This window comes from Stenotrophomonas sp. SMYL11 (assembly GCF_036320005.1).
GTDB lineage: Bacteria > Pseudomonadota > Gammaproteobacteria > Xanthomonadales > Xanthomonadaceae > Stenotrophomonas > Stenotrophomonas maltophilia_A.
Window position 1 is genome coordinate 1 of record NZ_JAWIRS010000002.1, and the last position, 23,044, is coordinate 23,044.

Annotated in this window: 19 protein-coding genes and 1 pseudogene; 7 read left to right on the forward strand and 13 right to left on the reverse strand. The window is 63.8% G+C overall.

Annotated features, from left to right (window positions below; translation table 11 throughout):
- From V3B46_RS03925 to V3B46_RS03950, 6 genes are all read right to left on the reverse strand, one after another.
- Nucleotides 1–504: MFS transporter (locus V3B46_RS03925; protein ID WP_196692792.1), on the reverse strand; the 504-nt coding region annotated here is incomplete at its 3' end.
- A 79-nt stretch (nucleotides 505–583) separates the two neighbouring features.
- Nucleotides 584–970: a MerR family transcriptional regulator gene (locus V3B46_RS03930; RefSeq protein WP_015912830.1), complete on the reverse strand. Its 387-nt coding sequence runs from the start codon at nucleotides 968–970 to the stop codon at nucleotides 584–586.
- Nucleotides 971–1,019: 49 nt separating this feature from the next.
- On the reverse strand, nucleotides 1,020–2,525 hold the full coding sequence (locus V3B46_RS03935) for an efflux transporter outer membrane subunit (RefSeq protein ID WP_198887592.1): 1,506 nt from the start codon (nucleotides 2,523–2,525) through the stop codon (nucleotides 1,020–1,022).
- Nucleotides 2,526–2,545: 20 nt separating this feature from the next.
- On the reverse strand, nucleotides 2,546–5,722 hold the full coding sequence (locus V3B46_RS03940; RefSeq protein ID WP_012614062.1) for an efflux RND transporter permease subunit: 3,177 nt from the start codon (nucleotides 5,720–5,722) through the stop codon (nucleotides 2,546–2,548).
- Nucleotides 5,719–7,026: an efflux RND transporter periplasmic adaptor subunit gene (locus tag V3B46_RS03945; protein ID WP_003821145.1), complete on the reverse strand. Its 1,308-nt coding sequence runs from the start codon at nucleotides 7,024–7,026 to the stop codon at nucleotides 5,719–5,721. The genes V3B46_RS03940 and V3B46_RS03945 overlap by 4 nt, the downstream gene beginning before the upstream one ends.
- A 111-nt stretch (nucleotides 7,027–7,137) precedes the next feature.
- The gene (locus V3B46_RS03950; protein ID WP_017513344.1) at nucleotides 7,138–9,327 is read right to left on the reverse strand and encodes a heavy metal translocating P-type ATPase; all 2,190 of its coding nucleotides are present in this window, start codon (nucleotides 9,325–9,327) and stop codon (nucleotides 7,138–7,140) included.
- 51 nt (nucleotides 9,328–9,378) lie between these two features.
- Here V3B46_RS03950 and V3B46_RS21710 point away from each other — a divergent pair, with 51 nt between their 5' ends.
- Nucleotides 9,379–9,726 (forward strand): hypothetical protein, encoded by a 348-nt coding sequence (locus V3B46_RS21710; protein WP_017642565.1) that lies wholly within the window; start codon nucleotides 9,379–9,381, stop codon nucleotides 9,724–9,726.
- On the opposite strand, the pseudogene V3B46_RS21715 reads toward V3B46_RS21710, so the two are convergent.
- The 6 genes and pseudogenes from V3B46_RS21715 to V3B46_RS03975 form a co-directional block, all read right to left on the reverse strand.
- Nucleotides 9,673–9,987: pseudogene (locus V3B46_RS21715) on the reverse strand (cation transporter); the annotation flags it as partial. The gene V3B46_RS21710 and the pseudogene V3B46_RS21715 overlap by 54 nt on opposite strands.
- Nucleotides 9,988–10,018: 31 nt before the next feature.
- On the reverse strand, nucleotides 10,019–10,588 hold the full coding sequence (locus V3B46_RS03955) for a DUF4148 domain-containing protein (RefSeq protein WP_003821150.1): 570 nt from the start codon (nucleotides 10,586–10,588) through the stop codon (nucleotides 10,019–10,021).
- 229 nt (nucleotides 10,589–10,817) lie between these two features.
- Nucleotides 10,818–11,195 carry an ArsR/SmtB family transcription factor gene (locus tag V3B46_RS03960; protein WP_003821152.1) on the reverse strand — a complete coding sequence of 126 codons (378 nt, stop codon included), beginning with the start codon at nucleotides 11,193–11,195 and terminating at the stop codon, nucleotides 10,818–10,820.
- Nucleotides 11,196–11,238: 43 nt separating this feature from the next.
- Nucleotides 11,239–12,261, reverse strand: a complete 1,023-nt coding sequence (locus V3B46_RS03965) for a cation diffusion facilitator family transporter (RefSeq protein ID WP_003821153.1) — start codon at nucleotides 12,259–12,261, stop codon at nucleotides 11,239–11,241.
- Between the two features lie 133 nt (nucleotides 12,262–12,394).
- Nucleotides 12,395–13,705 carry an MFS transporter gene (locus V3B46_RS03970; protein ID WP_003821155.1) on the reverse strand — a complete coding sequence of 437 codons (1,311 nt, stop codon included), beginning with the start codon at nucleotides 13,703–13,705 and terminating at the stop codon, nucleotides 12,395–12,397.
- Between the two features lie 9 nt (nucleotides 13,706–13,714).
- Nucleotides 13,715–13,972 carry a metal-sensing transcriptional repressor gene (locus tag V3B46_RS03975; RefSeq protein WP_003821156.1) on the reverse strand — a complete coding sequence of 86 codons (258 nt, stop codon included), beginning with the start codon at nucleotides 13,970–13,972 and terminating at the stop codon, nucleotides 13,715–13,717.
- Between the two features lie 399 nt (nucleotides 13,973–14,371).
- Here V3B46_RS03975 and V3B46_RS03980 point away from each other — a divergent pair, with 399 nt between their 5' ends.
- The 6 genes from V3B46_RS03980 to lpdA all read left to right on the forward strand — a co-directional run bounded on the left by V3B46_RS03980 (nucleotide 14,372) and on the right by lpdA (nucleotide 22,426).
- A complete protein-coding gene (locus V3B46_RS03980) occupies nucleotides 14,372–15,583 on the forward strand; it encodes a TolC family protein (RefSeq protein ID WP_223656232.1) in 1,212 nt (403 codons plus the stop codon).
- A gap of 34 nt (nucleotides 15,584–15,617) precedes the next feature.
- Nucleotides 15,618–16,169 (forward strand): hypothetical protein, encoded by a 552-nt coding sequence (locus tag V3B46_RS03985; RefSeq protein WP_015912829.1) that lies wholly within the window; start codon nucleotides 15,618–15,620, stop codon nucleotides 16,167–16,169.
- Complete coding sequence (locus V3B46_RS03990; protein ID WP_003821159.1) at nucleotides 16,166–17,281, forward strand: efflux RND transporter periplasmic adaptor subunit; 1,116 nt, start codon at nucleotides 16,166–16,168, stop codon at nucleotides 17,279–17,281. The genes V3B46_RS03985 and V3B46_RS03990 overlap by 4 nt, the downstream gene beginning before the upstream one ends.
- Before the next feature lie 13 nt (nucleotides 17,282–17,294).
- Nucleotides 17,295–20,441: an efflux RND transporter permease subunit gene (locus V3B46_RS03995; RefSeq protein WP_012614056.1), complete on the forward strand. Its 3,147-nt coding sequence runs from the start codon at nucleotides 17,295–17,297 to the stop codon at nucleotides 20,439–20,441.
- A 53-nt stretch (nucleotides 20,442–20,494) separates the two neighbouring features.
- Entirely contained in the window at nucleotides 20,495–20,893 is a 399-nt protein-coding gene (locus tag V3B46_RS04000; RefSeq protein ID WP_015912828.1) for a hypothetical protein, read from the forward strand.
- 105 nt (nucleotides 20,894–20,998) lie between these two features.
- Nucleotides 20,999–22,426 carry a dihydrolipoyl dehydrogenase gene (gene lpdA / locus V3B46_RS04005; protein WP_015912827.1) on the forward strand — a complete coding sequence of 476 codons (1,428 nt, stop codon included), beginning with the start codon at nucleotides 20,999–21,001 and terminating at the stop codon, nucleotides 22,424–22,426.
- Between the two features lie 109 nt (nucleotides 22,427–22,535).
- On the opposite strand, the gene V3B46_RS04010 is transcribed toward lpdA, so the two are convergent.
- Nucleotides 22,536–22,892 carry an ArsR/SmtB family transcription factor gene (locus V3B46_RS04010; protein WP_015912826.1) on the reverse strand — a complete coding sequence of 119 codons (357 nt, stop codon included), beginning with the start codon at nucleotides 22,890–22,892 and terminating at the stop codon, nucleotides 22,536–22,538.
- Nucleotides 22,893–23,044: the final 152 nt, after the last annotated feature.

A 23,044-nucleotide genomic window follows, 5' to 3' on the forward strand; every position in this document is an offset into this window, starting at 1 on the left:
AACGTAGGGCGTGCCCGCTACCGCATCGCGCGTGAAGATCACCAACTGCGGCCCGATGATGGCGCCCGCGAGACCGCCCACCATGACCCAGGAAATGGCCTTGGCCTTAAGCGCGTCCTCGGCGGTGTCGGCGGCTGCGAAGCGGTAGCTCTGCACATACGCGCCGTAGAAGCCCGCCAGGAAGGTGCCGGCGCAGAAGATCCAGAACGAGGCCAGCATGATGCCCAACGCGGCGATCAGGCCCGAGGCCACGCCGAAGCCGACCCCCACCACGTATCCGTTGCGGCGGCCATGGTGCCGCATGATGAAGGCGGCAGGCAAGGTGCCGATGGCAAGACCCAGGCCGAACAGACTCACGGGCAAGGTGATCCAGGCCGAATTCTTGGCAAGCTGCTGGCCGACCAGCCCACCCAGCGACATCACGATGGGCGCGCTGGCGCCGCCGAGCGCCTGCGCGGCGGTGAGAACGCCGATGTTTCGGCGCGTGATGCTCTGGTCGGTCATGGGCGTCTTTCTTATTCGTTTGTCTGGCCGGAAATATTACACGCATGAATATATATTCAGTTATATGGACATGCGATGCTCACGAACCATCGCGAGCCGGTCCATCCTCGGAAGCCCCGGCGGAAGCAGCACCGTGCAGGGCCAATGCGAGCAGGTGCTCTTTCACCTGGATCAGTTGCTCCATGCGTTCCTCAACACAGGCGAGATGGCCTTGGACAGCCTGCCTTAGCAGCTCAGGTTCCAGGAACCCCTCATGTGCCCAACCCAGTAGGCGGCGCACGTCATCCAGGCCGATTCCCGAGGCACGGTAGTTGCGAATCAGGTGAAGCCGTTCGACATGGGCCGGGCCATAGCGCCGATAGTTGTTGCGTGACCGCTCCGGGGCTTGCAACAGGCCCTCCCGCTCGTAGAACCGAATGTTCTCCGGGGGGGTGCCCGTCAAGCGCGCAAGTTCACCGATCCTCATCCGGTTCTCCGTGCGCAACGATGGGGAACGCCGCCGTTGCGCATAGCCCTTATCCCGGCGACCGGGCGGATGGTTGCCCGGTGGCGCCCGATTGCACCGTGTACTCAGTCCAGCCGCCACCCAGCGCCTTGTAGAGGTGGATGAGGTTGTTCAGCCGCGTCAGGCGCGTGCGCACCAGGGTCTGCTGCGCACCGTACTGTGTGCGTTGCGCATCGAGCAAGGTGAGGTTGTCGTCCACGCCTTCCTGGAAGCGTTGCTCGGCTAGTTGGTAGGCTTTCTGGCTAGCCGCTACCAGGAGCTGCTCCGAGCGGATCTGCTCATCAAGCGTGCGCTTGCCCGCCAAGCCGTCAGCCACCTCAGCAAAGGCCGCCTGGATAGACTTCTCGTAGTTGGCGATTTCGATCCTCTTTTGTACCTGTGCCACGTCCAGATTGGCTCGCAACGCGCCGCCGCGGAAGATGGGCAGCGTGATCTGCGGCAGGAAGCTCCAGGCCCGCGAGCCCGAATCGAACAGGCCGTCCAGCGAAGCGCTGGCCGTGCCCGCCGAGCCCGTGAGGCTAATCGTCGGGAAGAACGCGGCCCGCGCCGCGCCGATGTTGGCGTTGGCGCCGATCAGCATCTGCTCGGCGGCGCGGATGTCCGGCCGACGCGCGAGCAGTTCGGACGGCAGGCCGCTCGGCAGGTCGGTCGGCACGATGTCGTCCGGCAGCGCCACGGCCTCGTCAAGCTGCCGGGACAGCTCCGGCGTCAGCGGCTGGCCCAGCAGCAGCACCAGCGCGTTGCGGTCCTTGGCCGCCTGCCGCGTGTAGGCGGCGCGGTTGGCCTCGGCGGTGCGCAGCGCGATCTCCGCGCGGCGCAGGTCGAGCTGCGTGGAATTTCCCGCTTCCACCAGTTGGGTGGTCAGGTCATAGGAGCGCTTCTGTGTGGCGAGGGTGTCGCTCGTCAGGCGCAGCAGTTCCTGGTCGGCGCGCAGCGTGAGGTAGGCGCTGGCCACCTCGGACACCAGGCTCATCTGCGTGGCGATGCGGGTCTCGTCGAGGGCCAGGTAGGACGCCAGCGCCCGGTCGTTGAGGCTGCGGATGCGGCCCCACAGGTCCAGCTCCCAGGCGGCCGTCACCCCGGCCACGTCGTAGCGCCGGAGCACGTCGCTTTGCCCCGTGGTACTGAGGTCGGCCGGTACGCGCTCTGACGCGCCGCGGGCGGAAACGCCCAGGTTCGGCAGCATCTCGGCACGCTGGATACGGTACAGCGCCTGAGCCGCCTCCACGTTGAGCGCGGCTTTGTGCATGTCGCGGTTGTTCTCCAGCGAAATGCCGATCAACTGCTGCAGCAGCGGGTCGCGGAAGAAGTCCCGCCAACCGATCTCGGCCGTGATCGCGTCGTCGGGCGTCGCGGCCGCCAGTTCCACATAGGCCGCGCCCGAGGGATAGGCCGTGTCGATCGGCGCTGCGGGCCGGTCATACTTCGGTGCCATGGAGCAGCCAGCCAGCGCCGCCGCGAGGGCGAGCGGCGCCAGCGTCCTGGCGGGTCGTGTGAATGCGAAAGATGTTTTCATGTCGTATGTCCTCCTGGCCGTCATGCGTGCTGGTCGGTCATGCCGCCACGGGCATGGCGCGCTTCGCGGCGCAGCGCCAGCTTGCGCACCACAACGTAGAACACCGGCGTCAGCACCAGGCCGAATACCGTCACGCCCAGCATGCCGGCGAACACCGCGATGCCCATGGCGTGGCGCATCTCGGCGCCCGCACCGCTGGCCAGCACCAGCGGCACCACGCCAGCGATGAAGGCGAACGACGTCATCAAGATCGGGCGCAGCCGCAAGCGCGCGGCTTCGAGCACGGCTGCCAGCGGATCGGCCCCTTCGCTTTCCTTCGCGCGGGCGAACTCCACGATCAGGATCGCGTTCTTGGCAGCCAGGCCGACCAGCACCACGAAACCGATCTGCGTGAAGATGTTGTTGTCGCCCCCAGAGAGCCAGACGCCGGCGATCGCCGAGAGCAGCGCCATGGGTGCAATCAGCAGCACAGCGAACGGCAGCGACCAACTGTTGTACTGGGCCGCCAGGAACAGGAAGGCGAGCAGCACCGCCAGCGCGAAGATGTAGATCGCCGTGTTGCCAACCCGTTTTTCCTGGAAAGTCAGGTCCGTCCATTCGTAGGTCATACCGTCCGGCAGCGATTCGCTCACGATCTTCTCAATCGCGGCGGTGGCCTGGCCGGACGAGTAGCCCGGCGCTGGCCCGCCGCTGATGTCGGCCGAGGGAAAGCCGTTGTAATGCATCACCCGGTCGGGGCCGGAACTGCGCTCGATGGTCGCGATCGCGCTCAGCGGGATCATGTCGCCCGCTGCATTGCGCACCTTGAGCATGCCTATGTCCTCAGCCTGCATGCGGAACTGCGCATCGGCCTGGGCCATGACCCGGTAGGTGCGACCGAAGCGGTTGAAGTCGTTGACGTAGAGCGAGCCAAGGTTGACCTGCAGGGTGTCGAACACCTCGGTCAGCGATACGCCCTGCGACTTGGCCTTCACCCGGTCGATGTCCACCTGCAACTGCGGCGCATTGGTCTGGAAGCTGGCGAGCATGTTCGCCAGCTCGGGCGCCTGCATGGCCTTGCCCATGATCTGGCCCTGTGCCTGCGCAAGCGCCTCGGGACCCAGGCCCGCCCGGTCCTCGATCTGCAGCTTGAAGCCGCCCATCGAACCCAGGCCCGGCACCGGCGGCGGCGGGAAGATGCCAACGAAGCCGTCCGGGATCTGGCTGAACTTGCCCATGAGCTTGCCCTGGATGGCGAAGGCCGACAGCGACGGGTCCTTGCGCTCATCGAAGGGCTTGAGCATGGCGAACATCAGCGCGGTGTTCGGCTGGTTCACCGGTCCATTGACCGACAGGCCCGGGAAGGCCACCACGCTCTCGACGCCCGGCTCAGCCAGTGCGATCTTGGTCATCTCCTTGACGACCGCCTCGGTGCGATCCAGCGAGGCGCCGGTCGGAAGCTGGGCGATGCCCACGAGATAGTACTTGTCCTGGGCCGGCACGAAGCCCGCAGGCACCTTGTGGAAGCCCAGCCAGGTCAGGCCCAGGAAGCCGACGTAGAGCAGCAGCACGATGGCGCTGCCGCGCACCGCGCGGCGCACGCCCCCGACGTAGGAATTCGAGGCGCGATCGAAGAAGCGGTTGAAGCGGCGGAAGAAGCCGCCGAACACGCCGTCGATGATGCGCGTGAGACGATCGGGCTTGGCCGCGCCGTGGTGCGGCTTGAGCAGGATGGCGGCCAGCGCTGGCGACAGCGTAAGCGAGTTGATCGCCGACAGGATGGTCGAGAACGCGATGGTCAGCGCGAACTGGCGATAGAACTCGCCCTGCAGCCCCGACAGGAACGCCGAGGGGATGAAGACCGCTGCCAGCACCGAGGTGATGGCCAGGATCGGGCCAGTCACTTCATCCATCGCCTTGCGCGCCGCATCCTTGGGCGATTCGCCCAGCGCCATGTGGCGCTCCACGTTCTCCACCACCACGATGGCGTCATCCACCACGATGCCGATGGAGAGCACGAGGCCAAACAGCGACAGCGTGTTCAGCGAGAAGCCGAACATGTGCATCACCGCGAACGTGCCGACCAGCGAGACCGGCACGGCGATCAGTGGAATGATCGACGCGCGCCAAGATTGCAGGAACAGCACCACCACGATCACCACCAGGAGGATGGCCTCCAGCAGCGTGACGGCGACGGACTGGAGCGAGGCGCGCACGAAGACTGTGGGGTCGTAGGCGATCTTGTACTCGATGCCTTCGGGGAACTTGGCCTGCAGCCGCTCCATCGTCGCGCGCACCGCGCTGGACGTGTCCAGGGCATTGGAGCCGGGCGTCATCAGGATTTGCAGGCCGACCGCGTTCTCGCCGTCGAGCTGGCCGCGCATGGTGTAGTTGTCCGAGCCCAGTTCCAGGCGTGCGACGTCGCGCAGGCGGGTCACCTGGCCGTTGGCGCCGGCCTTGATCACGATGTCGCCGAACTGCTCTTCGGTGGTCAGGCGCCCCAGCGCATTGACGCTGACCTGGAAGGCGGCCGACGCATTCGGCTGCTGGCCGATCGAGCCGGCTGCGACCTGCACGTTCTGCTCGCGGATGGCGGCGACCACATCGCTGGCGGTCATGCCCCGCGATGCGACCTTCTCGGGGTCGAGCCAGACGCGCATTGCGTACTCGCCTTCACCGCCGATGATCACGTTGGCGATGCCCGGCAGGCGCGCCAGTTCGTCGCGCACGTTGAGCATCGCGTAGTTGGACACGTACAGCGGGTCGTAGCGGTCCCCCGGCGAGAGCATATGCACCACCATGAGAATATCGGGCGCGGTCTTGTCGGTGACCACGCCGATGCGCTGGACCTCGGGCGGCAACCGGGGCAGCGCGCGTGAGACGCGGTTCTGCACCTGGATCTGCGCGACGTCGGGGTCGATGTGCTGCTCGAACGAGATGGTCAGCACCATCCGCCCGTCCGTGGACATCTGGGACTGCATGTACATCATGCCTTCCACGCCGTTGACCGCCTGCTCCAGCGGCGATGCCACGGTGTCGGCGATCACCTGCGGGTTGGCGCCGGGATAGCTGGCGGTGACCTGCACCGTCGGCGGCGTGACCTGGGGGTACTCGCTCAGGGGGAGCTGGAAATAGCTGATCGCGCCCGCGATCAGCATCAGCACCGACAGGACGATGGCGAAGATCGGCCGGTTGATGAAGAAGCGGGGGAAATTCATTTGCGGGCCTCCGCCGAGCCGGCCGCGCCGTCAGCCTTGGCGGGGTCCGCGCCACCGGCCTTGGCAGGCGCCGCAGCGGGAGCCGGAGCGTTTGCCGCAGCCTTGGTCGCGCCGGTCGCGCCGGCGGCCGGTGCCGCGGGCGCCTGCATGGGCACCATGCGCGGCGTGACCGCCATGCCGGGGCGCACGAGGCCCTTGATGATGATCTTCTCACCGGCCTGCAGGCCGCCGTTGATGACGCGCAGCCCGTCCACCACCGGCCCCAGTTCGATGGGCCGGTACTGGGCCTGGTTGTTCTCGCCCACGACCAGCACGTAGTTGCGCCCTTGGTCGGTGCCCACGGCCTGATCGTCGATCAGGACGGCCTCGCGCGCCGCGCCGGTGGACAGCTTGGCCCGGGCGAACATGCCGGGTGCCATGCGCCCATCCGGGTTGGGCACAACGGCGCGCGCGCGGATCGTGCCGGTGCTTCGGTCAATGGTGTTGCCCACGAAGTCGAGCGCGCCCCTGTGCGGGAAACCCTTGTCCGTGGTCAGCCCGACCTGCACGGGCAGCGAAGCCTTGCTACCGGCGCCCGCAGCGGGCCGCGAGCGGCTGACGACGTTGAGATAGGTGGCCTCATCAATGTCGAAGTACACGTGCAACGGGTCGATGGATACGATCGTGGTCAGCAGCGTGGCCGCGCCGGCGCCGCCACCGCTGACCAAGTTGCCCTCGGTCACGAGCACGCGGTCGACGCGCCCGGCGATGGGCGCAGTGACGCGGGCGTAGGACAGGTCCAGCTGAGCCGCAGCAACGGCGGCCTTAGCCGCCTGCACCTGAGCCTGGCGCGCGTTGCGTGCGGAGGCGGCATCGTCATAGGTCTTGCGCGCGACGGCGCCGGTCGCCACCAGGCGCTCGGCGCGGTCAAAGTCGGCCTGGGCCTGGCTGGCCAGCACCTCGGCCTGACGCAGTTGCGCCACGGCCGTGTCGAGCGCAACCTGGAACGGCCTCGGGTCGATCTGGAACAGCAGTTGGCCCTTGCGCACGAGGCTACCTTCGGGAACGCTCACCGCATCGACGGCGCCGCCGACCCGCGAGCGCAGCTCGACGGTCTTGGGCGCGGCCAGGAAGCCGGTGTACTCGGCCGATGGCGCGACCGTGCGGGTAATGACCTCGGCCACGGGCACCTGCGGCGCCATCGGCGCGCCCGCCGGGGGCGCCGCGGCCTTGCCCTCGTCCTTGGCGTCGCGGGCAGCGATCGCTATCCCCCCGACGGCTGCGATGACGCCTGCCACCACAATGATTCTGATTTTTTTACGCATGGAAGTGACCCTTTCTTGGATGCAGGACTCCGGCCCTTCCGAAGCGCTCTGCAGACATTTGTGTGGAGGCTAGGCGTTACAACGACGGCAAGGTCAAGCCCTCTTGTTGCCTCAGCGGGCAGACGGCACGGACAAGGTGGTGGGACGCCCGGCGTCGTCGCCGTGGTTGGCCTCCGGCGCGCCCTTGAAGCGCAGCAGGCGCAGTGCGTTCAGCGTGACCAGGGCCGTGGCGCCGGTGTCGGCCAGCACGGCAACCCACAAGCCGGTGATACCCAACACGGTGGTGACCAGGAACAAGCCCTTGAGGCCAATGGCGAATACGACGTTTTGGTGAATGTTGGCCATCGTCGCCCGCGACAGGGCCACCAGGTGGGCCACGTCCGTGACGCGGCTCTTGAGCAGCGCGGCATCGGCGGTTTCCAGCGCCACGTCCGTGCCGCCGCCCATGGCGATACCCACGTCGGCGGTCGCCAGGGCCGGCGCGTCGTTGATGCCGTCGCCGACCATCGCCACCTTGGCATCACGCTTCATCTCGTTGACCAAGCGCAGCTTGTCCTGCGGCAGCAGCTCGGCCTCCCACTCGATGCCCAGCTTGCCGGCGATCGCCTGCGCGGTGCGGCGGTTGTCGCCGGTCAGCATGACCGAGCGCACGCCCATGGCGTTGAGCTGGGCCACGCCTTCGCGCGCGTCGCGGCGGGGCTCGTCGCGCAGGGCCAGCAGGCCCAGAACGTTCTTGCTGGCTTCGTCGAACAGGACCACCACGGTCTTGCCGCCATCCTCCAGCTTGTCGATTTCCCTGCGGTGCGCGGCTGTCAGCGTGGCCGTCTGTTCCGCATGGGCGGGCGATCCGACAGCGAGCGCACTGCCGTTCACGGTGGCGCGCACCGCCTTGCCGGCAATGGCCGATGCGCCCGTGGCCTGGGGAATCGCCACGTCCAGGCTCTTGGCATGGGCGACAATGGCCTTCGCCAAGGGATGGTTTGAGCCGGACTCGACAGCGGCGGCAAGCGCAAGGACCTGTTGATGCTTGAACAGCCCGAAGGGCAGGACCTCGGTGATGCGCGGCTTGCCCTCGGTCAGCGTGCCAGTCTTGTCGAAGGCAATGGCGCGCACGCGGCCGATGGTTTCCAACGCGTTGCCACCCTTGATCAGCAGGCCCCGTCGCGTGGCCACCGCAAGGCCCGAGGCGATGGCCGCCGGTGTGGAGAGCACCAGCGCACATGGGCAGGCAATCAACAGCAGTGCGAGGCCGCGGTACAGCCAGGTACCCCAGTCGCCACCCATGGCAAGTGGCGGAACCACCACGATCAACGCCGCGATGGCCATGACGGCAGGGGTGTAGTAGCGGCTGAACTTTTCGATGAAGCGAGCCGTGGGCGCCTTGGAGGACTGCGCCTGCTCCACCAGTTGGATGATGCGAGAAATGGTGTTGTCCGATGCCGTCTTCTCGACTTGTACTTCGAGCACGCCATCGACGTTGATGGAGCCGGCGAACACGTCGGCACCGATAGCCTTTTGACGCGGTACGGACTCGCCGGTGATAGGCGACTCGTCCAGGCTGCTTTCACCGCGGAGGATCTTGCCGTCCGCAGGCACCCGGTCACCAGGGCGCACCAGCACGCGGTCGCTCACGCGCAGGGAAGCGGCGGGCACTTCGCGCTGCCCGCCCGCGGCATCGAGCAGTACCGCCGTCTTAGGCACCAGGGAGGCCAGCGCCTTGATGCCGGCGCGCGCGCGGCCGGCGGCCACGCTTTCCAGCAGCTCGCCGATCGCGAACAGGAACACCACGGCAGCAGCTTCCTCGGCCTCGCCTATCACGAGCGCGCCCAGCGAGGCGACGACCATCAGCGTTTCGATAGAGAACGGCGAGCCTGACACAGCCAGCGCGAAGGCTTTGCGAGCGAACGGCAGCACGCCCGCGATCACCGCAGCGGCGAAGATCCATTCAGCGTAGCCAGGAACGAACTGCGCGATCGCGTAGGCCGAGCCCATCAGGCCGCCCAGGCCCAGCACGTGCTTGCCTTTCTTCGTCTGCCACCAGCGCTGATGGCGCGCCGTCGATGCTGCTGCTGGGGCCGCGGGTGCTGAGCCATCATGGCGGCGCACGTCGGAGACGCCGAAGCCCAGGCTCTTGATGGTCTTCTCGATGTGGCCGAGCTGCGTGGGGCCGCCAGACGCGAGCGTCAATTCCAGCGTTTCTGCGGTGAAGTTTATGCGGGCATCGGACACGCCATCCATGCGAGCGAGCGCCGTTTCGATCTTGCCGACGCAACTGGCGCAGTCCATGCCCTCGACGCGCATGGACACGTTGGGGGGCGTGCTGGGTGCTCCACGGGAGGCAGAGGCCGGCGCATGGTCATGCCCGCTGCAGGCCCCGTGATCGTGACCGTGGTCATGGGCATGGGCATGGCCGTGAGCATGGCCATGCCCATGGTCATCACCGCACGCTTTGCCGTGCGAATGATCGTGCCCGTGGTCGTGGGCATGCCCATGGTCATGGTGGCCGCCGCAGCCGGCGTGGTCATGCGCGTGGGCCGCATGGCACGGTGCAGGTGCTGCGGACATTTCGGACGCGGGCAGTGCCTGCACGTCGAAGCCCAGGGACCGGATTTTCTTGGCAATGTCGCGTGCAGTATTTCGGCTACTTGTGCTGCGCGTCAACGTCAGCGTCTCATTTGTAAAATTAACCTGTACATTTGATACGCCATCAATTCGACCAAGCGCTGTTTCAATCTTGCCGACGCAACTGGCGCAATCCATACCTTCGACCCGAAAGCCCAGTTGTTCGTCCTGCGCTCCTGTGCCGTCCAATGTTTCCAAAGACATATCAATCTCCTGGTTCTCTGAGTAATCGCCGTGGCAGGACGCACAAATCAGCGATCGGAATGTTATGCAAACAAATGAACACTTGTTTGTATGTTTATTCAAAAAAAAGAAAGAATCTCTTTCTGGCTGAACCATCCGACCGCTGCTTTATGCAGCTGCCATTAAGTCATTTTTTGTTGCGCAGCATCTGGTAGGTTTCAAATGCGGTGCGGTAGGCATCACTATAGGTATCAGGCGTCTGCTCACCAGCCCAGAATCCAGCCATTCCCGCAACCTGCCAATCTGCCAAATCACTCTTTACTTGAGCACGAGTCAATGCCACCGGAGCCTTGTAAGCCGCACCCAGCTTGAGCTGGAGATAGCTCTCGTAGGCTTGTTGGTAGGCTTGGGTGTGCGAAGCGGTGGTGATTCCGCGCGAGGTGAACGCGTGCATGCCGGAGATTTTCCACAGTTCCAAATCAGCCATCACTTCAGCACGAGTCTTTCCTGCTGAGGGCGCCTGATACATATCACCTTGGGTCAATTGCAAGTAGCGCTGAAAGGCAGCCTGGTATTGAGGGCTGAACGTATCCGGGCCGCTTTCGCCGCGAGACAACGCTTCCAACCCAGATTGCCTCCAAGCAGCCAGATCCTCCTGGACCTGTTGCCGTGTCATATCTGCGGCGAACGGTTGAGCGTTTACTCCAGCAGCAAAAAGTGCGGAAAGCAGAACAGCAAAGCGAATTTTCTTGGACATGGTCAATACTCCTTGACGTTAAAAATAATGGCGTGGTCCTTACGCCTTTCGGATACCCCGTAGACAAATAATAACACACATGAAGATATGTTCAAGTGTTTATTTTTAGAGTGCTTTTTGCTTGGGGTCTTCTAGGCATTCAGCAAGGCGCGCCGGTGTCTCTCTAGATTAATAGCCAAAAAAAGCCTACCCCTTGAAGGCGTAGGCCGGCGCGCACTCACATGTTCAGTCAATCGTCGTGTCTGTCCTCCGAAATGTGAACCGCCATGTCCTGGAGTACCTGGCTGACGTGCTGGTCGGCAATGCCGTAGAAGATGTGCTTGGCTTGGCGCTCGCCGCGCACGAGGCGCGCGCCGCGCAACAGGCGCAGGTGATGGCTGACCAAGGACTGCGACAGGTCTAGCGAGCCAGCAATGTCGCCCACTGCGACCGATCCGCGCATGCACTGCAACAGGATTTTCAATCGCGATTGGTCGCCCAGCAGGCGGAAGGTCTCTGCCAGAACAGCGACGTCACTTTGCGATAGTGCGAGGACATCAGTGGTCGTGCCGTGGTTAGAGGTCGAACATTGCACAATAGCGGCGCTGGTGGTTTTGCGGGATGTCATGGATTCAAACCCTCAAGTGAACTGCGAACCGTCTAGCACGGCCTCAATGCTTGTGACCGGGAGCGGAGTGGTCATGGTCATGATTGTGCTCACTGTGGTCGTGGCCGCTGTGGTCCTGACGGCCTGTCGTGGGTTGCAGGCTGCAGATGTTCTCGTCAGCCTCCGAGTTCCAGTCGATTCCGACTGTGGCGTGTTCGATGCTGAACTGCTCTCGCAGCACCGCCTCGACGCGCTTGACCACAGCTCGCGCCTCCTCGTCCACGTTGGGTCGAACGTGTAGCGTGGCCATCGTGCGACCGGAAGTGAGTTGCCACACGTGAACATGGCTGACAGCCGCCAGGCCGGGCACAGTGCTCATCAGGCCTTGTTCCACCTTTTCCGGCGAAGCGTCCTCTGGCGCACCCTCCAACAGGATATGGATCGACTTGGCCAGGAGCTTCCAGGCGCTGCGCAGAATCAACGCCGCTACTAGAACCGACAGGATGGGGTCGATCGGAGTCCAGCCGGTGAAGTAGATGACGATCGCTGCAACGATGGCGCCGACAGAGCCGAGCAGGTCACCCATCACGTGGAGGATGGCACCTTTCACATTGACGTGATCGGTTTCGCCGCGGGTCATGATCCACAGCACGAGGACGTTGATCAGTAAGCCGAGCACGGCGACGATCATCATCGGGCCGGCGAGGATGACGGGCGGCGCCTGCAGCCGCTCCCACGCCTCGTAGGCGATCCATGCGACGATCGCGAACAGGGTCACGGCGTTCAGGAAGCCGGCGATGACCTCGAAGCGCAGGTAACCGAATGTGCGTTTGCTGTCGGCTGCGCGGCGACCGAATCGGAAGGCAGCGTAAGCCAGGGCAAGTGCCACGGCGTCGGTCAGCATGTGGCCAGCATCGGCAAGTAGGGCTAGCGAGCCCGACAGCACGCCGCCGACAGCTTCCACGAGCATGAAGCCGAAGATCAGGAAGAAGGAAACCAGAACCTTGCGCTCGTTGGCGCTCGTCACTGTGGGGGTGTGGTCGTGATCATGGTCGTGACCATGGTCATGTGCATTGGATTGGGACATGGGCGCCTCTGCTGGTTGAGTGTTTGACTATGGCGAAATATAACACATGAATATGTGTTCATGTGATATATTTTCGCTCACCCTTCTCAGCCTCCGAAGCCATGCGTTGTGATGCCGCAACGAGAAAATGTGCCTATCCTTTCGGCCAGATACGGTGCAGGTCATCCAGAATCAGCTGGTGATGGTGCCTGCCTTGGTCTGCGTGTGTGCGTAAATGAGGGTGATCCGGCGGCAAGCTGGGGTGGTCATGCGCCACGTCAGAAGGGTCGCTGGCCGGCCACAGCCAGAGCGTCAGCGCCACGCCGGCCAAGCCGACCAGGGACATGACAATGAAGGTCGATGGCAAGCCCATGACCGCGCCGAAGCGGCCGGCAAGTGGGTAGCAGATGAGCCAACAGGCGTGCGACAGCGCGAAGTGTGCCGCGAAGATCGCAGGACGGTCCTCGGCATGGGCCGAGCGGCGCAGAAGACGGCCGGATGGCGTTTGCGCCACGCTGTAGCCAAAGCCGATGATCAACCACAGCGGCAGCAACAATGCATAGCTCGGCAGCAGTGCGCCGATCCCCGTGCCCACGACCAGTACGGTAGCGCCGGTGAGCATCGCGGTTCGGTCGGCCACCTTTTCCAGTAAGGATGGCAGAACGAAGGCTGCCACCATCGAACCGCCTCCGAATGCCGCCAGTGCCGACGCCACTTCGACCTCGCCTAGGCCAAAGCGCGCCTTCACGAGAACCACCGTGTTCACGATCACCATGGCGCCCGCCGCCGAGACGGCCAAGCTGATCGCCAGCAGGCCCCGCAGGCGTGGCGTAGCGAGATAGATGCGTGTGCCGCGGGTCGTGCGATCCCAAATGCCGCGGCGCGGTCCGGGAATAGTTGTGGGCAACCGCACGCTGACCACGAGCGCGGCTGAAACGAGGAAACCGAGCACTGTTCCCGCGAACAGGTTGTGAAAGCTGATGACGGTCAGCAGCGCAGCAGCCAGCATCGGGGAAATCAGGCTTTCCAGGTCATAGGCCAGCCGGGACAGCGACAGCGCCTTCGTGTAGTCCTCTTCATCGGGAAGGATGTCCGGGATAGTGGCTTGGAAAGTCGGCGTGAAGCCGGCGGATGCCGCTTGCAGGACAAAGATCAGCAGATAGATCTGCCAGACCTCGGTGACAAAGGGCAAACAGATCGCGACAACCGCTCGTACCAGGTCCAGCGCTACGAGCAATGACCGTCGCGGGAACTGGTCGGCGAAGGCCTGTGCGACTGGAGCGACTCCCACATAGGCCAGCATCTTGATAGCCAGCGCCGACCCGAGCACCGCACCTGCATCGGCCCCGGCCAGCTCGTAGGCAAGTAGGCCGAGCGCTACCGTCATCAGGCCTGTGCCGACGAGTGCGATCACCTGCGCGGTGAACAGGTGGCGGTAGGTGCGGTTCTTTAGGACGGAGAGCATCGAGAGACCTCAGAGCAGTCTGGTTAGCGCCTTCATTTCGGCTAGAACGGAGTCCTCATCATGAGATAGGCAGTGGTCGATGTGGTCATGGATCAGGACGCGCTTGGCCGCTGTGACGGCGCTCTCCACCGCAGCGAGCTGGCGAGCGATGTCCAGGCAGGTTTCTTCTCCTTCGATCATCCCGATGACGTGTCGCAGATGACCCTCGGCGCGCTTGAGCCGTTTCACGAGATCTGGGTGGCTGGTGTGCTTGTGCATCTCTTTCATGCAGCAATCATATCCCCCCCCGGGGGATATGCTCAAGGAGTCTGCATAGCTGTTTGCGCAGTGGATTAGCCCCACCTCGCCTCTCGATGTCTTGCGCCCGACGCCCTCTCTAAGGCGATTGGTGCTCAAAGGATGTAAGGTTTTCTTTCCCATTCATATGAATAGATATACAATTGTTCATATCTAAGCCAGTGAACAGTGGCTTTTCAACGACAAGCACTTGCTCGGAAAGAGAACACCCAGCCGGGGGTAAGTACTGATGCAACACCGATGGAGAATTGAATGCTTCGCAAAGACATACGCAAGGGATGGATATGGGCGGTATCCACGCTTTGGGCCGGCACCGTGCTAGCCCAGCCAGTAGCCGCCCCTCACGTCCCATCCAGACCAGACAGCCACATGGTCGCCCAATTGTGGGAGTCAGCTTGGCAGCGGCAGCCAGAAGCCGCTGGAGAAGGCGCCTGGCAGCAGGCCGCCCAAGCACGCCAAGAGACGGCCGGCAGTTGGGTGGCAGGTCCGATGGCGCTGGAAGCCTCCACCAAAACTGATCGGTTCAACAACCGCAACGGACAGCGCGAATATGAAGTCGGGGTGGCTATTCCCCTTTGGATGCCTGGTGAGCGCGCCTCGTCGGCACGCTGGGCGGACGCGGAAAGCCTCGCGCTATCCAGCCGGATGCTGGCCGCCAAGCTACGCACGGCCGGACAGGTTCGCCAGGCATGGTGGGCATGGCAGCGTGCCCAGGCCGAATTGGTGGCGGCGCAGGATCGCACCCGCAGCGCGGACGAGTTGGCGCAAGATGTGGCTCGCCGGGTTCGCGCGGGCGACCTGGCGCAAGCCGACAGAAACCAGGCCGATGGCGCCTTGGCGTCGGCTCGTAGTGCCCTGGCCATTGCTCAGGCCGAAGAAATCACGCAGCGCGAGGCGTTGTTGGCACTGACCGGCATCGAGAGTATCCCGTCGCAGGCCGATTCCGCGCAGCCGGAGCAGTCAGGTGTCCGAGTTCAACCGGCATCGGCACAGCCGTCCGGCGCGTTGTTGGGTAACCACCCTGCGCTGCTGGAACTGCAGCACAAGGCGCTGGCGGCCCGCCGCTCTGCGGAACTGGTGTCCCATCAGAAGTACGCCAACCCCGAACTGACCCTGGCGACCACGCGGGATCGGGGCGGCTACGGCGAACGCTACAACCAGACGATCACGGTGGGTGTGCGCATTCCCTTCGGTACGGGTAGCCGTCATACCGAGCAATTGTCCAGCGCCAATGCGCAGGCACTGGAGGCTGAGTCGGCACTCGCGGCCCAGCGCACCCGGCTACTCTCGGAAATTCGAACTGCCCAATCGCGCGAACTGGCAACCAGCACCCAGATGCAGGCCGCTTCGGAGCGCCAGCGACTAGCCCAACAAACGCGCACCTTCTACCAAAAGTCGTTCGCGATGGGCGAGACGGACATGCCGACACGCCTTCGCATCGAGCAGGAGGCCACCGAGGCCGAGCGCGCGGCGCTGCTCGCCAAGGTGGAGCATGCCGCGGCCATCTCGTCCCTGTTGCAGGCACAAGGCACGCTGCCGCAGCCGACCGAGACTTTCACTGACATCTCCGGCACGCGCTGATCGGCGCGCGCTCAACCATCCTGGAACCTTAGAAATGTCGCAATCCTCTTTCTGGCGTGCAGCTGCCTTGTCCAGCCTCCTGCTTGGCAGTAGCGCAACGTGGGCCGGCGACGGCCATGACCATGGCGAAGCCGCTCCTGCCCCCGCAGCGGCCGCGCTTCCGCGCTTTGCCGCAGTTTCCGATGACTTCGAACTGGTGGGTGTGCTGAACGGCCAGCGTCTCACACTCTACCTCGACCATGCTGCCGACAACCGGCCGGTGACCGATGGCGAGCTGACCCTCGAGCTGGGTGGTCAACAGGTAAAGGTCAGCTCACACGGGGTTGGAGAGTTCGAGGCCGATCTGACTGAGCCGCTATCCGATGGCGAGACCTCAATCATGGCCACTATTACTGCGCAGGGCCAATCGGACCTGTTGACGGGCGTTCTCGATGTTCATAGCGAAGACGCCGAACACGAGCATGCCGTCGCATCCGGCCGTGTGGTCGTACTAGGTGGCGGTGCCGCAGTCCTCGGCGTCGGTGTCCTAGCGTGGGCGCTGCGCAGACGTACACGCACCAACGGTGCACTGCGAGGTGCAGCATGAAGCGCAACTTCCGTTTCCTAATGACGACGGCCATGGCGGCTGCATTGGCTCTGGCTGCTCCCGCGTTCGCTCACGACGGCCATGACCACGGCGACGAAGCGCCGGCTGCGTCTTCCAATGGCCCCCAGCGCCAGCCTGATGGCAGCGTGTTTCTTCCGAAACCGTCGCAACGTCAGATCGGTGTACGCACCCAGCTGATCAAGCAGGAGCCCTTGGCCCGCAGCCATGAACTGGCTGGCAAAGTAATCATGGACCCGACGACAGGCGGCAAGGTCCAGGCAATGGTAATGGGCCGGCTGGTGCCCGGGCCGGATGGTCTGCCGCAGATCGGCCAATCCGTGCGCAAGGGCCAGGTGCTGGCTTACATCGAACCGGCCAGCGGTGTGCTGGAGCGCTCAGGCCAGATGGCCCAGGTTGCCGAGCTGCGTGCGGGCCAAGCGCTCGCGCAGAAGCGCTTGGCCCGGCTGCGCGAGCTGTCGGAGACCGTGCCCCGCAAGGAGATCGAAGCAGCCGAAAGCGAAGTGAACAGCCTGACCGAACGCGCCCGCGCCTTGAGCGGGGGCCTCGCCGGCAGGGACGTACTGAAGGCCCCAGTCAGCGGCGTCATCGCATCCAGCCCCGCAGTTGCCGGGCAGGTCGTGGATGCGCGCGAACTGGTGTTTGAGGTGGTCGATCCGACCCAACTGCGCATCGAGGCGCTTGCCTACGATCCGGCAATGGCACAGAACCTGGCCGGTGCTGCACTCGCAGTAGGCGGTCAGAAGGTGCCGCTGAGCTTCGTCGGTGCCGCCAGCAGCCTGCGCGAGCAGGCCCTGCCCATGCTGTTCAAGGGCACCAGCGAAAGCCTCTCGCGCTTGGCGGTCGGTATGCCGGTGGTGGTCTTCGTGCAAGAGGCGACGACGGTACCTGGCTACCGCGTGCCTTCCGGTGCGCTGATGAAGAACCCTGCCAACCAGAACATCGTCTGGGTCAAAGACCAGGCCGAGCGCTTCGAGCCGCGTGTCGTGAACATCACTCCTTTGGATGGTGCATCCATCGCTGTCACTTCGGGCCTGGCGGACGGCGACCGCGTGGTTGTCGAGGGCGCGTCCCTGATCAATCAAGTTCGTTGAGGGGCACCATTCCATGTTCAAGTGGCTTCTCGAAAATAGCTTACGAAACCGGCTCCTGGTCATCATCGGGGCGCTGGTGCTGATGGCGTATGGCGCGTTCACCCTGACGCGCACGCCGGTAGATGTCTTTCCCGATCTCAACAAGCCGACCGTCACTCTCATGACGGAGGCTGGCGGCATGGCTGCCGAAGAAGTCGAGCAACTCATCACGTTCCCGCTCGAAACGGCCATGAACGGCCTGCCCAGCGTCGAAAGCGTGCGCTCGGTCTCCAGCGCCGGGCTTTCCTTCATCTACGTGACATTTGACTGGAAGACCGACATCTTCCGGGCGCGCCAGATGGTCTCCGAACGCCTGACGTCCATGGAGGAAGGGCTAGCCCCGGGCGTGACGCCCACTATGGGGCCAATCAGCTCAGTGATGGGCGAGATCATGCAGATTGCAATCCCCATCGGTGCCAAGCCCTCAGGGCAGAAGAACGCAGCCCCGCCGCTGTCGGCCATGGACACTCGCGAGTACGCGGACTGGGTGCTACGCCCCCGGCTGATGGCCATACCTGGTGTTGCCCAAGTCATCCCGATCGGAGGCGAGGTCCGTCAGTTCCAGGTCCAGCCCAACACCACGCGAATGTCAGAGCTGGGCGTGACTGCGTCCGATCTGGATGCGGCTCTCAAGGGCTTCTCCGCGAACACTTCCGGCGGCTTCCTGGAGATCAATGGCCGCGAGTACCTGATCCGCAACCTGGGCCGCACGTCCCGACTCGACGACCTGCGTAACCTGCCTCTCGCGGTGCGTGCGGGCCAACCCATCCTGCTCCACCAGGTCGCCGATGTTCAGTTTGCGCCAGCCATCAAGCGCGGCGATGCGGGCTTCGAGGGCCTGCCAGCCGTGATCCTGGGCATCCAAAAGCAGCCCACGGCCGATACGATTGCACTGACCCGCTCGATCGAGTCAGCGTTGGCGGACATGAAGGGCTCACTGCCGGCTGGCATGGCCGAGCCACAGGTGACCTTCCGACAAGCCAACTTCATCGAGGCGTCCATCAGCACGCTGCAAGGCAAGCTCATCGGCGCATCGGTCTTCGTGGCGGTGATCCTGTTCTTCTTCCTGGGCACTTTGCGCCCCCTGGTGATCGCGTTGACCGCGATTCCTGCCTCGATCTTCGTGACCGGGCTGGTGTTCCACTATTTCGGCCTATCAATCAACACCATGACGCTCGGTGGGCTGGCGATCGCCATCGGCGGTCTCGTGGACGATGCTGTGGTCGATGTGGAGAACATCATGCGGCGGCTCAAGGAGGACCGCACCCGCCACCCTGAGAACCGGCTGACGCCCCTGGTCATCGTTGCCAGGGCCTCGATGGAGGTTCGCTCGGCGATTCTCTACGCCACGATGATCATTGTGCTGGTGTTCCTGCCCCTGTTCGCGCTGCCGGGGATGGAGGGGCGCTTGTTCGTGCCGCTGGGCATCGCCTTCATCGTCTCCACGCTGGCCTCGCTGCTGGTCTCTGTGACGGTCACTCCGGTGCTTTCGTACTACCTGCTGCCCAAGATGAGGACGCTGGACCATGGCGACACTCGGCTTCTAGCCTGGTTGAAGACGCGCTATCAGGGCGGCCTGCAGCGGGTCTTGCAGCGGCCGCGTGCCGCCCTTGGCATGGCCGCTGTGGCTGTCACACTGGCTGTCGCCGCGGTGCCATTCTTCCCGACCACGTTCCTGCCCCCGTTCAATGAAGGAACGTTGCTGGTGGGCCTGCGCCTGAATCCCGGTGTGACGCTGGCCGAATCTTCGGCGCTTGCCCAGCAAGCCGAGCTGCTGGTCGCGCAGGTGCCAGAGGTGCAGCACGTGGGCCGGCGCAGCGGACGGGCCGAGCTGGACGAGCATGCCGAAGGCGTGCATGTCAGCGAGCTGGACGTGGGCCTGCTGCCCGCCTCGGAGCTAAAGCGCTCCATGGAGGAGATCACCGCCGACATCCGTTCGCGTCTGGCTCACTTGCCCGGCTCCATCGGCATTGGCCAGCCGATCTCGCACCGCATCGACCACATGTTGTCGGGGGTGCGCTCGCAGATCGCCATCAAGGTGTTCGGCGAGGACCTGGACGTCCTGCGCGGGCAGGCGGATCTGCTGCGCGCCAAGCTGGCCGGAATTCCGGGGCTTGCTGACCTGGAGATCGAAAAGCAGGTCCTAGCGCCGCAGATCAAAATCCGCGTGGATTATGCGGCGGCGGGACGCTACGGCGTGGCCGCACCGCAAATTCTGTCCACGCTGCAAAGCCTGGTCGAAGGCGAAAAGATCACCGAGGTCATCGAGGGCAACCGCCGCTTCGCGCTGGTGGTTCGCCTGCCCGAGCAGGCGCGGTCGATTGAGGGCTTGAGCCGCATCCTCATCGACACGCCCATGGGTCGGGTCCCGTTGTCGCGCCTTGCCACCATCGAAGACAGCGACGGCCCCAACCAGGTCAGCCGCGACGATGGCCGTCGACGCATAGTTTTGTCGGCCAACGCTCAGGGACGGCCGCTGTCCGAAGTAGTGGCCGACATACGCAGCGTCGTCCAAGAAGTGCGCTTGCCCGAAGGCTACTTCATCACGCTGGGCGGCCAGTTCCAGGCACAAGAGGAAGCCTCGCGACTGGTGGGCCTGCTGTCCATCGTCTCCCTGACGCTCATGTTCGTGGTGTTGTACACGCGCTACAAGTCGGTCGTCCTATCAGCGCTCATCATGGTGAACATTCCATTGGCCCTGGTCGGCGCCGTGTTGGGGCTGTGGCTGTCTGGCCAGCCGTTGTCCGTGGCCGCCCTGGTCGGCTTCATCACGCTCGCGGGTATTTCTGTGCGCAACGGCATCCTGAAGGTGAGCCACTACCTCAACCTCATGCGCATGGAGGGCGAGGACTTCGACCAGAAGATGATCGTGCGTGGCTCGCTCGAACGGCTTTCCCCGGTTCTGATGACCGCGCTGGTCACGGCCTTCGCGCTGGCCCCGCTGCTGTTCGAGGCGTCCCGACCCGGTACTGAGATCCTGCACCCCGTCGCGGTGGTGATCTTCTCGGGGCTGGTCAGCTCCACGCTGCTAGACACCTTCCTTACACCCGCCATGTTCTGGCTGTTCGGCCGCAAGCCTGCCGAACGCCTGCTGGACGACCGCGACGCGGAGGCATTCTGATGCAACGCCTTCTGTCACCCGATTTCAACCACCGTAACCCTATAGGAGCTTTCATGTCTGTTCGATTTCGTTCCCTCACGGCCGGCACCGCCCTCGCCCTGGCATCCGTCACCGCCTTCGCCGCAGGCGACCATGACCACGCGCATGACCACAAGCCGCTGCATGGTGGCGTCGTGACCGAAGTCCGGGACGTGGACTACGAGTTGGTCGTTCAGCCCGCAGCAGCGCAACTCTACCTGCGCGACCACGGCAAGCAGGTCAATGTAAGCAACACCAAAGCCAAGCTCACACTGTTGACCGGCTCACAAAAGCAGGAGGTGCAACTCACGCCTGCCGCGGACGGAAGCCGCCTCGAAGGCAGCGGGACCTTCGCCGCAGCCAAGGGCACGAAGGCCGTCGTCCAAGTCGAACGTGGGGGCAATACCGCGAGCGCCCGGTTCGTTCTGCCGTAGTGTTCAACGTGATCGTCAGGGAACGAGCTGTAATCTGGCGACCACCTGACAAAAGGCGCGACATAGGCGCTCACTATTTCCTCAAAAACTTTGGAGATGTAAATCATGGAAATGCATTTCGACGTCATTGTTATCGGTGCCGGCCCAGGCGGATACATCGCGGCCATTCGCGCTGCCCAATTAGGCATGAAGGTCGCTTGTGTAGATGCCTGGAAGAACAAGGACGGAAAGCCAGCACCTGGCGGCACCTGCAACAACATCGGTTGTATCCCTTCGAAAGCGCTACTGCAGTCGTCAGAGAACTTTGAACAAGCCAAGCACCACTTTGGCACGCACGGCATCTCCACGGGTGATCTGCGCATGGATGTGACCACGATGTTGGAACGTAAGAATCAGGTCGTGAAGTCCAGCAACGAAGGCATCCTTTATCTGTTCCGCAAAAACAAGGTCCAGTTTTTCAACGGCCTGGCGTCTTTCACCAGGACTGTCGATGGTGGCTTCGAGGTGAGCGTCGCCGCCGATGAGGCTGTTACCTTGGTGGGCAAGCAGATCATCGTTGCCACAGGCTCCAACGTGCGGCCACTCCCCAACCTACCGTTCGATGAGCGGGTCGTGCTCTCCAACGACGGCGCGCTGGACATCGCGGCCGTGCCCGATCGGTTGGCCGTCATCGGTGCCGGCGTGATCGGCCTGGAGCTGGGCTCCGTTTGGCGCCGCCTGGGGGCGGATGTCACGATCCTCGAAGGCTTGCCCAGCTTCCTGCCAATCGTCGACCAAGCCATCGCCAAGGAGGCGAAGAAGGCGTTCGACAAGCAAGGCCTGAAGATCGAACTAGGTGCGAAGGTTCGCGAAGTCAATGCAACCGAGGCTGGCGTGACTATTCACTACACCGACAGCCAGGGCCAGACGCAGTCCTTGCAGGCAGACAAAGTGATCGTGGCTATCGGCCGTGTGCCCAACACCGAAGGCCTGAATCCGGCCGCCGTGGGACTCCAACTGGATGAGCGCGGCGCCGTGCTGGTGGACGATGAATGCCGCACCAGTGTGCCCGGCATCTGGGCCATCGGTGACGTGGTGCGTGGCCCGATGTTGGCGCACAAGGCGGAAGAGGAAGGTGTCGCAGTGGCCGAGCGCATTGCCGGCCAGCACGGTCACGTCGATTTCAATACGATCCCCAACGTCATCTACACCAGCCCAGAGATTGCCTGGGTAGGCCGCACCGAGCAGCAGCTCAAAGAGCAGGGCACCGCCTATCGAATCGGTTCCTTCCCGTTCATGGCCAATGGCCGCGCGCGTGCGCTGGGCGACACGCCGGGCCTCGTCAAGGTGATCGCCGATCCTGCCACTGATGAGATACTCGGCGTGCATGTGGTCGGCCCGCAGGCCAGTGAACTGGTGGCCGAGGCCGTGATCGCCATGGCGTTCAAGGCCAGCAGCGAAGACATCGCCCGCATCTGCTTTGCCCATCCGACCCTCTCCGAGACGTTCAAAGAGGCCTCGCTGGCCGTGGACAAGCGCGCGCTCAACTTCTGATTGATCGGAAGCGGCATCCAAACCACCTCACCGAACGCAGCTGCGGGCGGTGGGGCGCATATCGCCATGGAACGTAGGCCACGCCGCAACGGCATGCTATGCCCAACAGTTACTCGTCGTTGTGGTCTTCCGCGATGTGGGTGGCCATATCCAGCAGCACCTGGTTCACGTGCTTGTCCGCCACCTCATAGAAGATCTGTTTGGCTTGGCGCACGCCCTTGACCAGGCGAGCACCGCGCAGCAGCCGCAGGTGGTGGCTCACCAGCGACTGCGAGAGTTCGAGGGTTTCAGCGATGTCCCCGACCGAGGAAGAGCCTTTCATGCAGCACAGCATGATTCTCAGCCGGGACGGGTCACCCAGGAGGCGGAATGTCTCAGCCAAGATGGTCACGTCATTCTGTGACAGCGATTCCAAATCGGCGCTGGGACCCTTCGGTGGGGTACTGAATGGCTTACTTGTATTCATTTTTAAAATATTTCCTAACCTCGAATGGCTGTTTTCGCCCTTCAGAATTAACAAGGCAGCGGCCGCTTAGGCGCGCGCAGCAAAGAACCAGTGCGAGCCTGGCAGGCAAGGCCTCCGTTCCCCGTGCACCGGGTCATTTCTGAAACCTGACA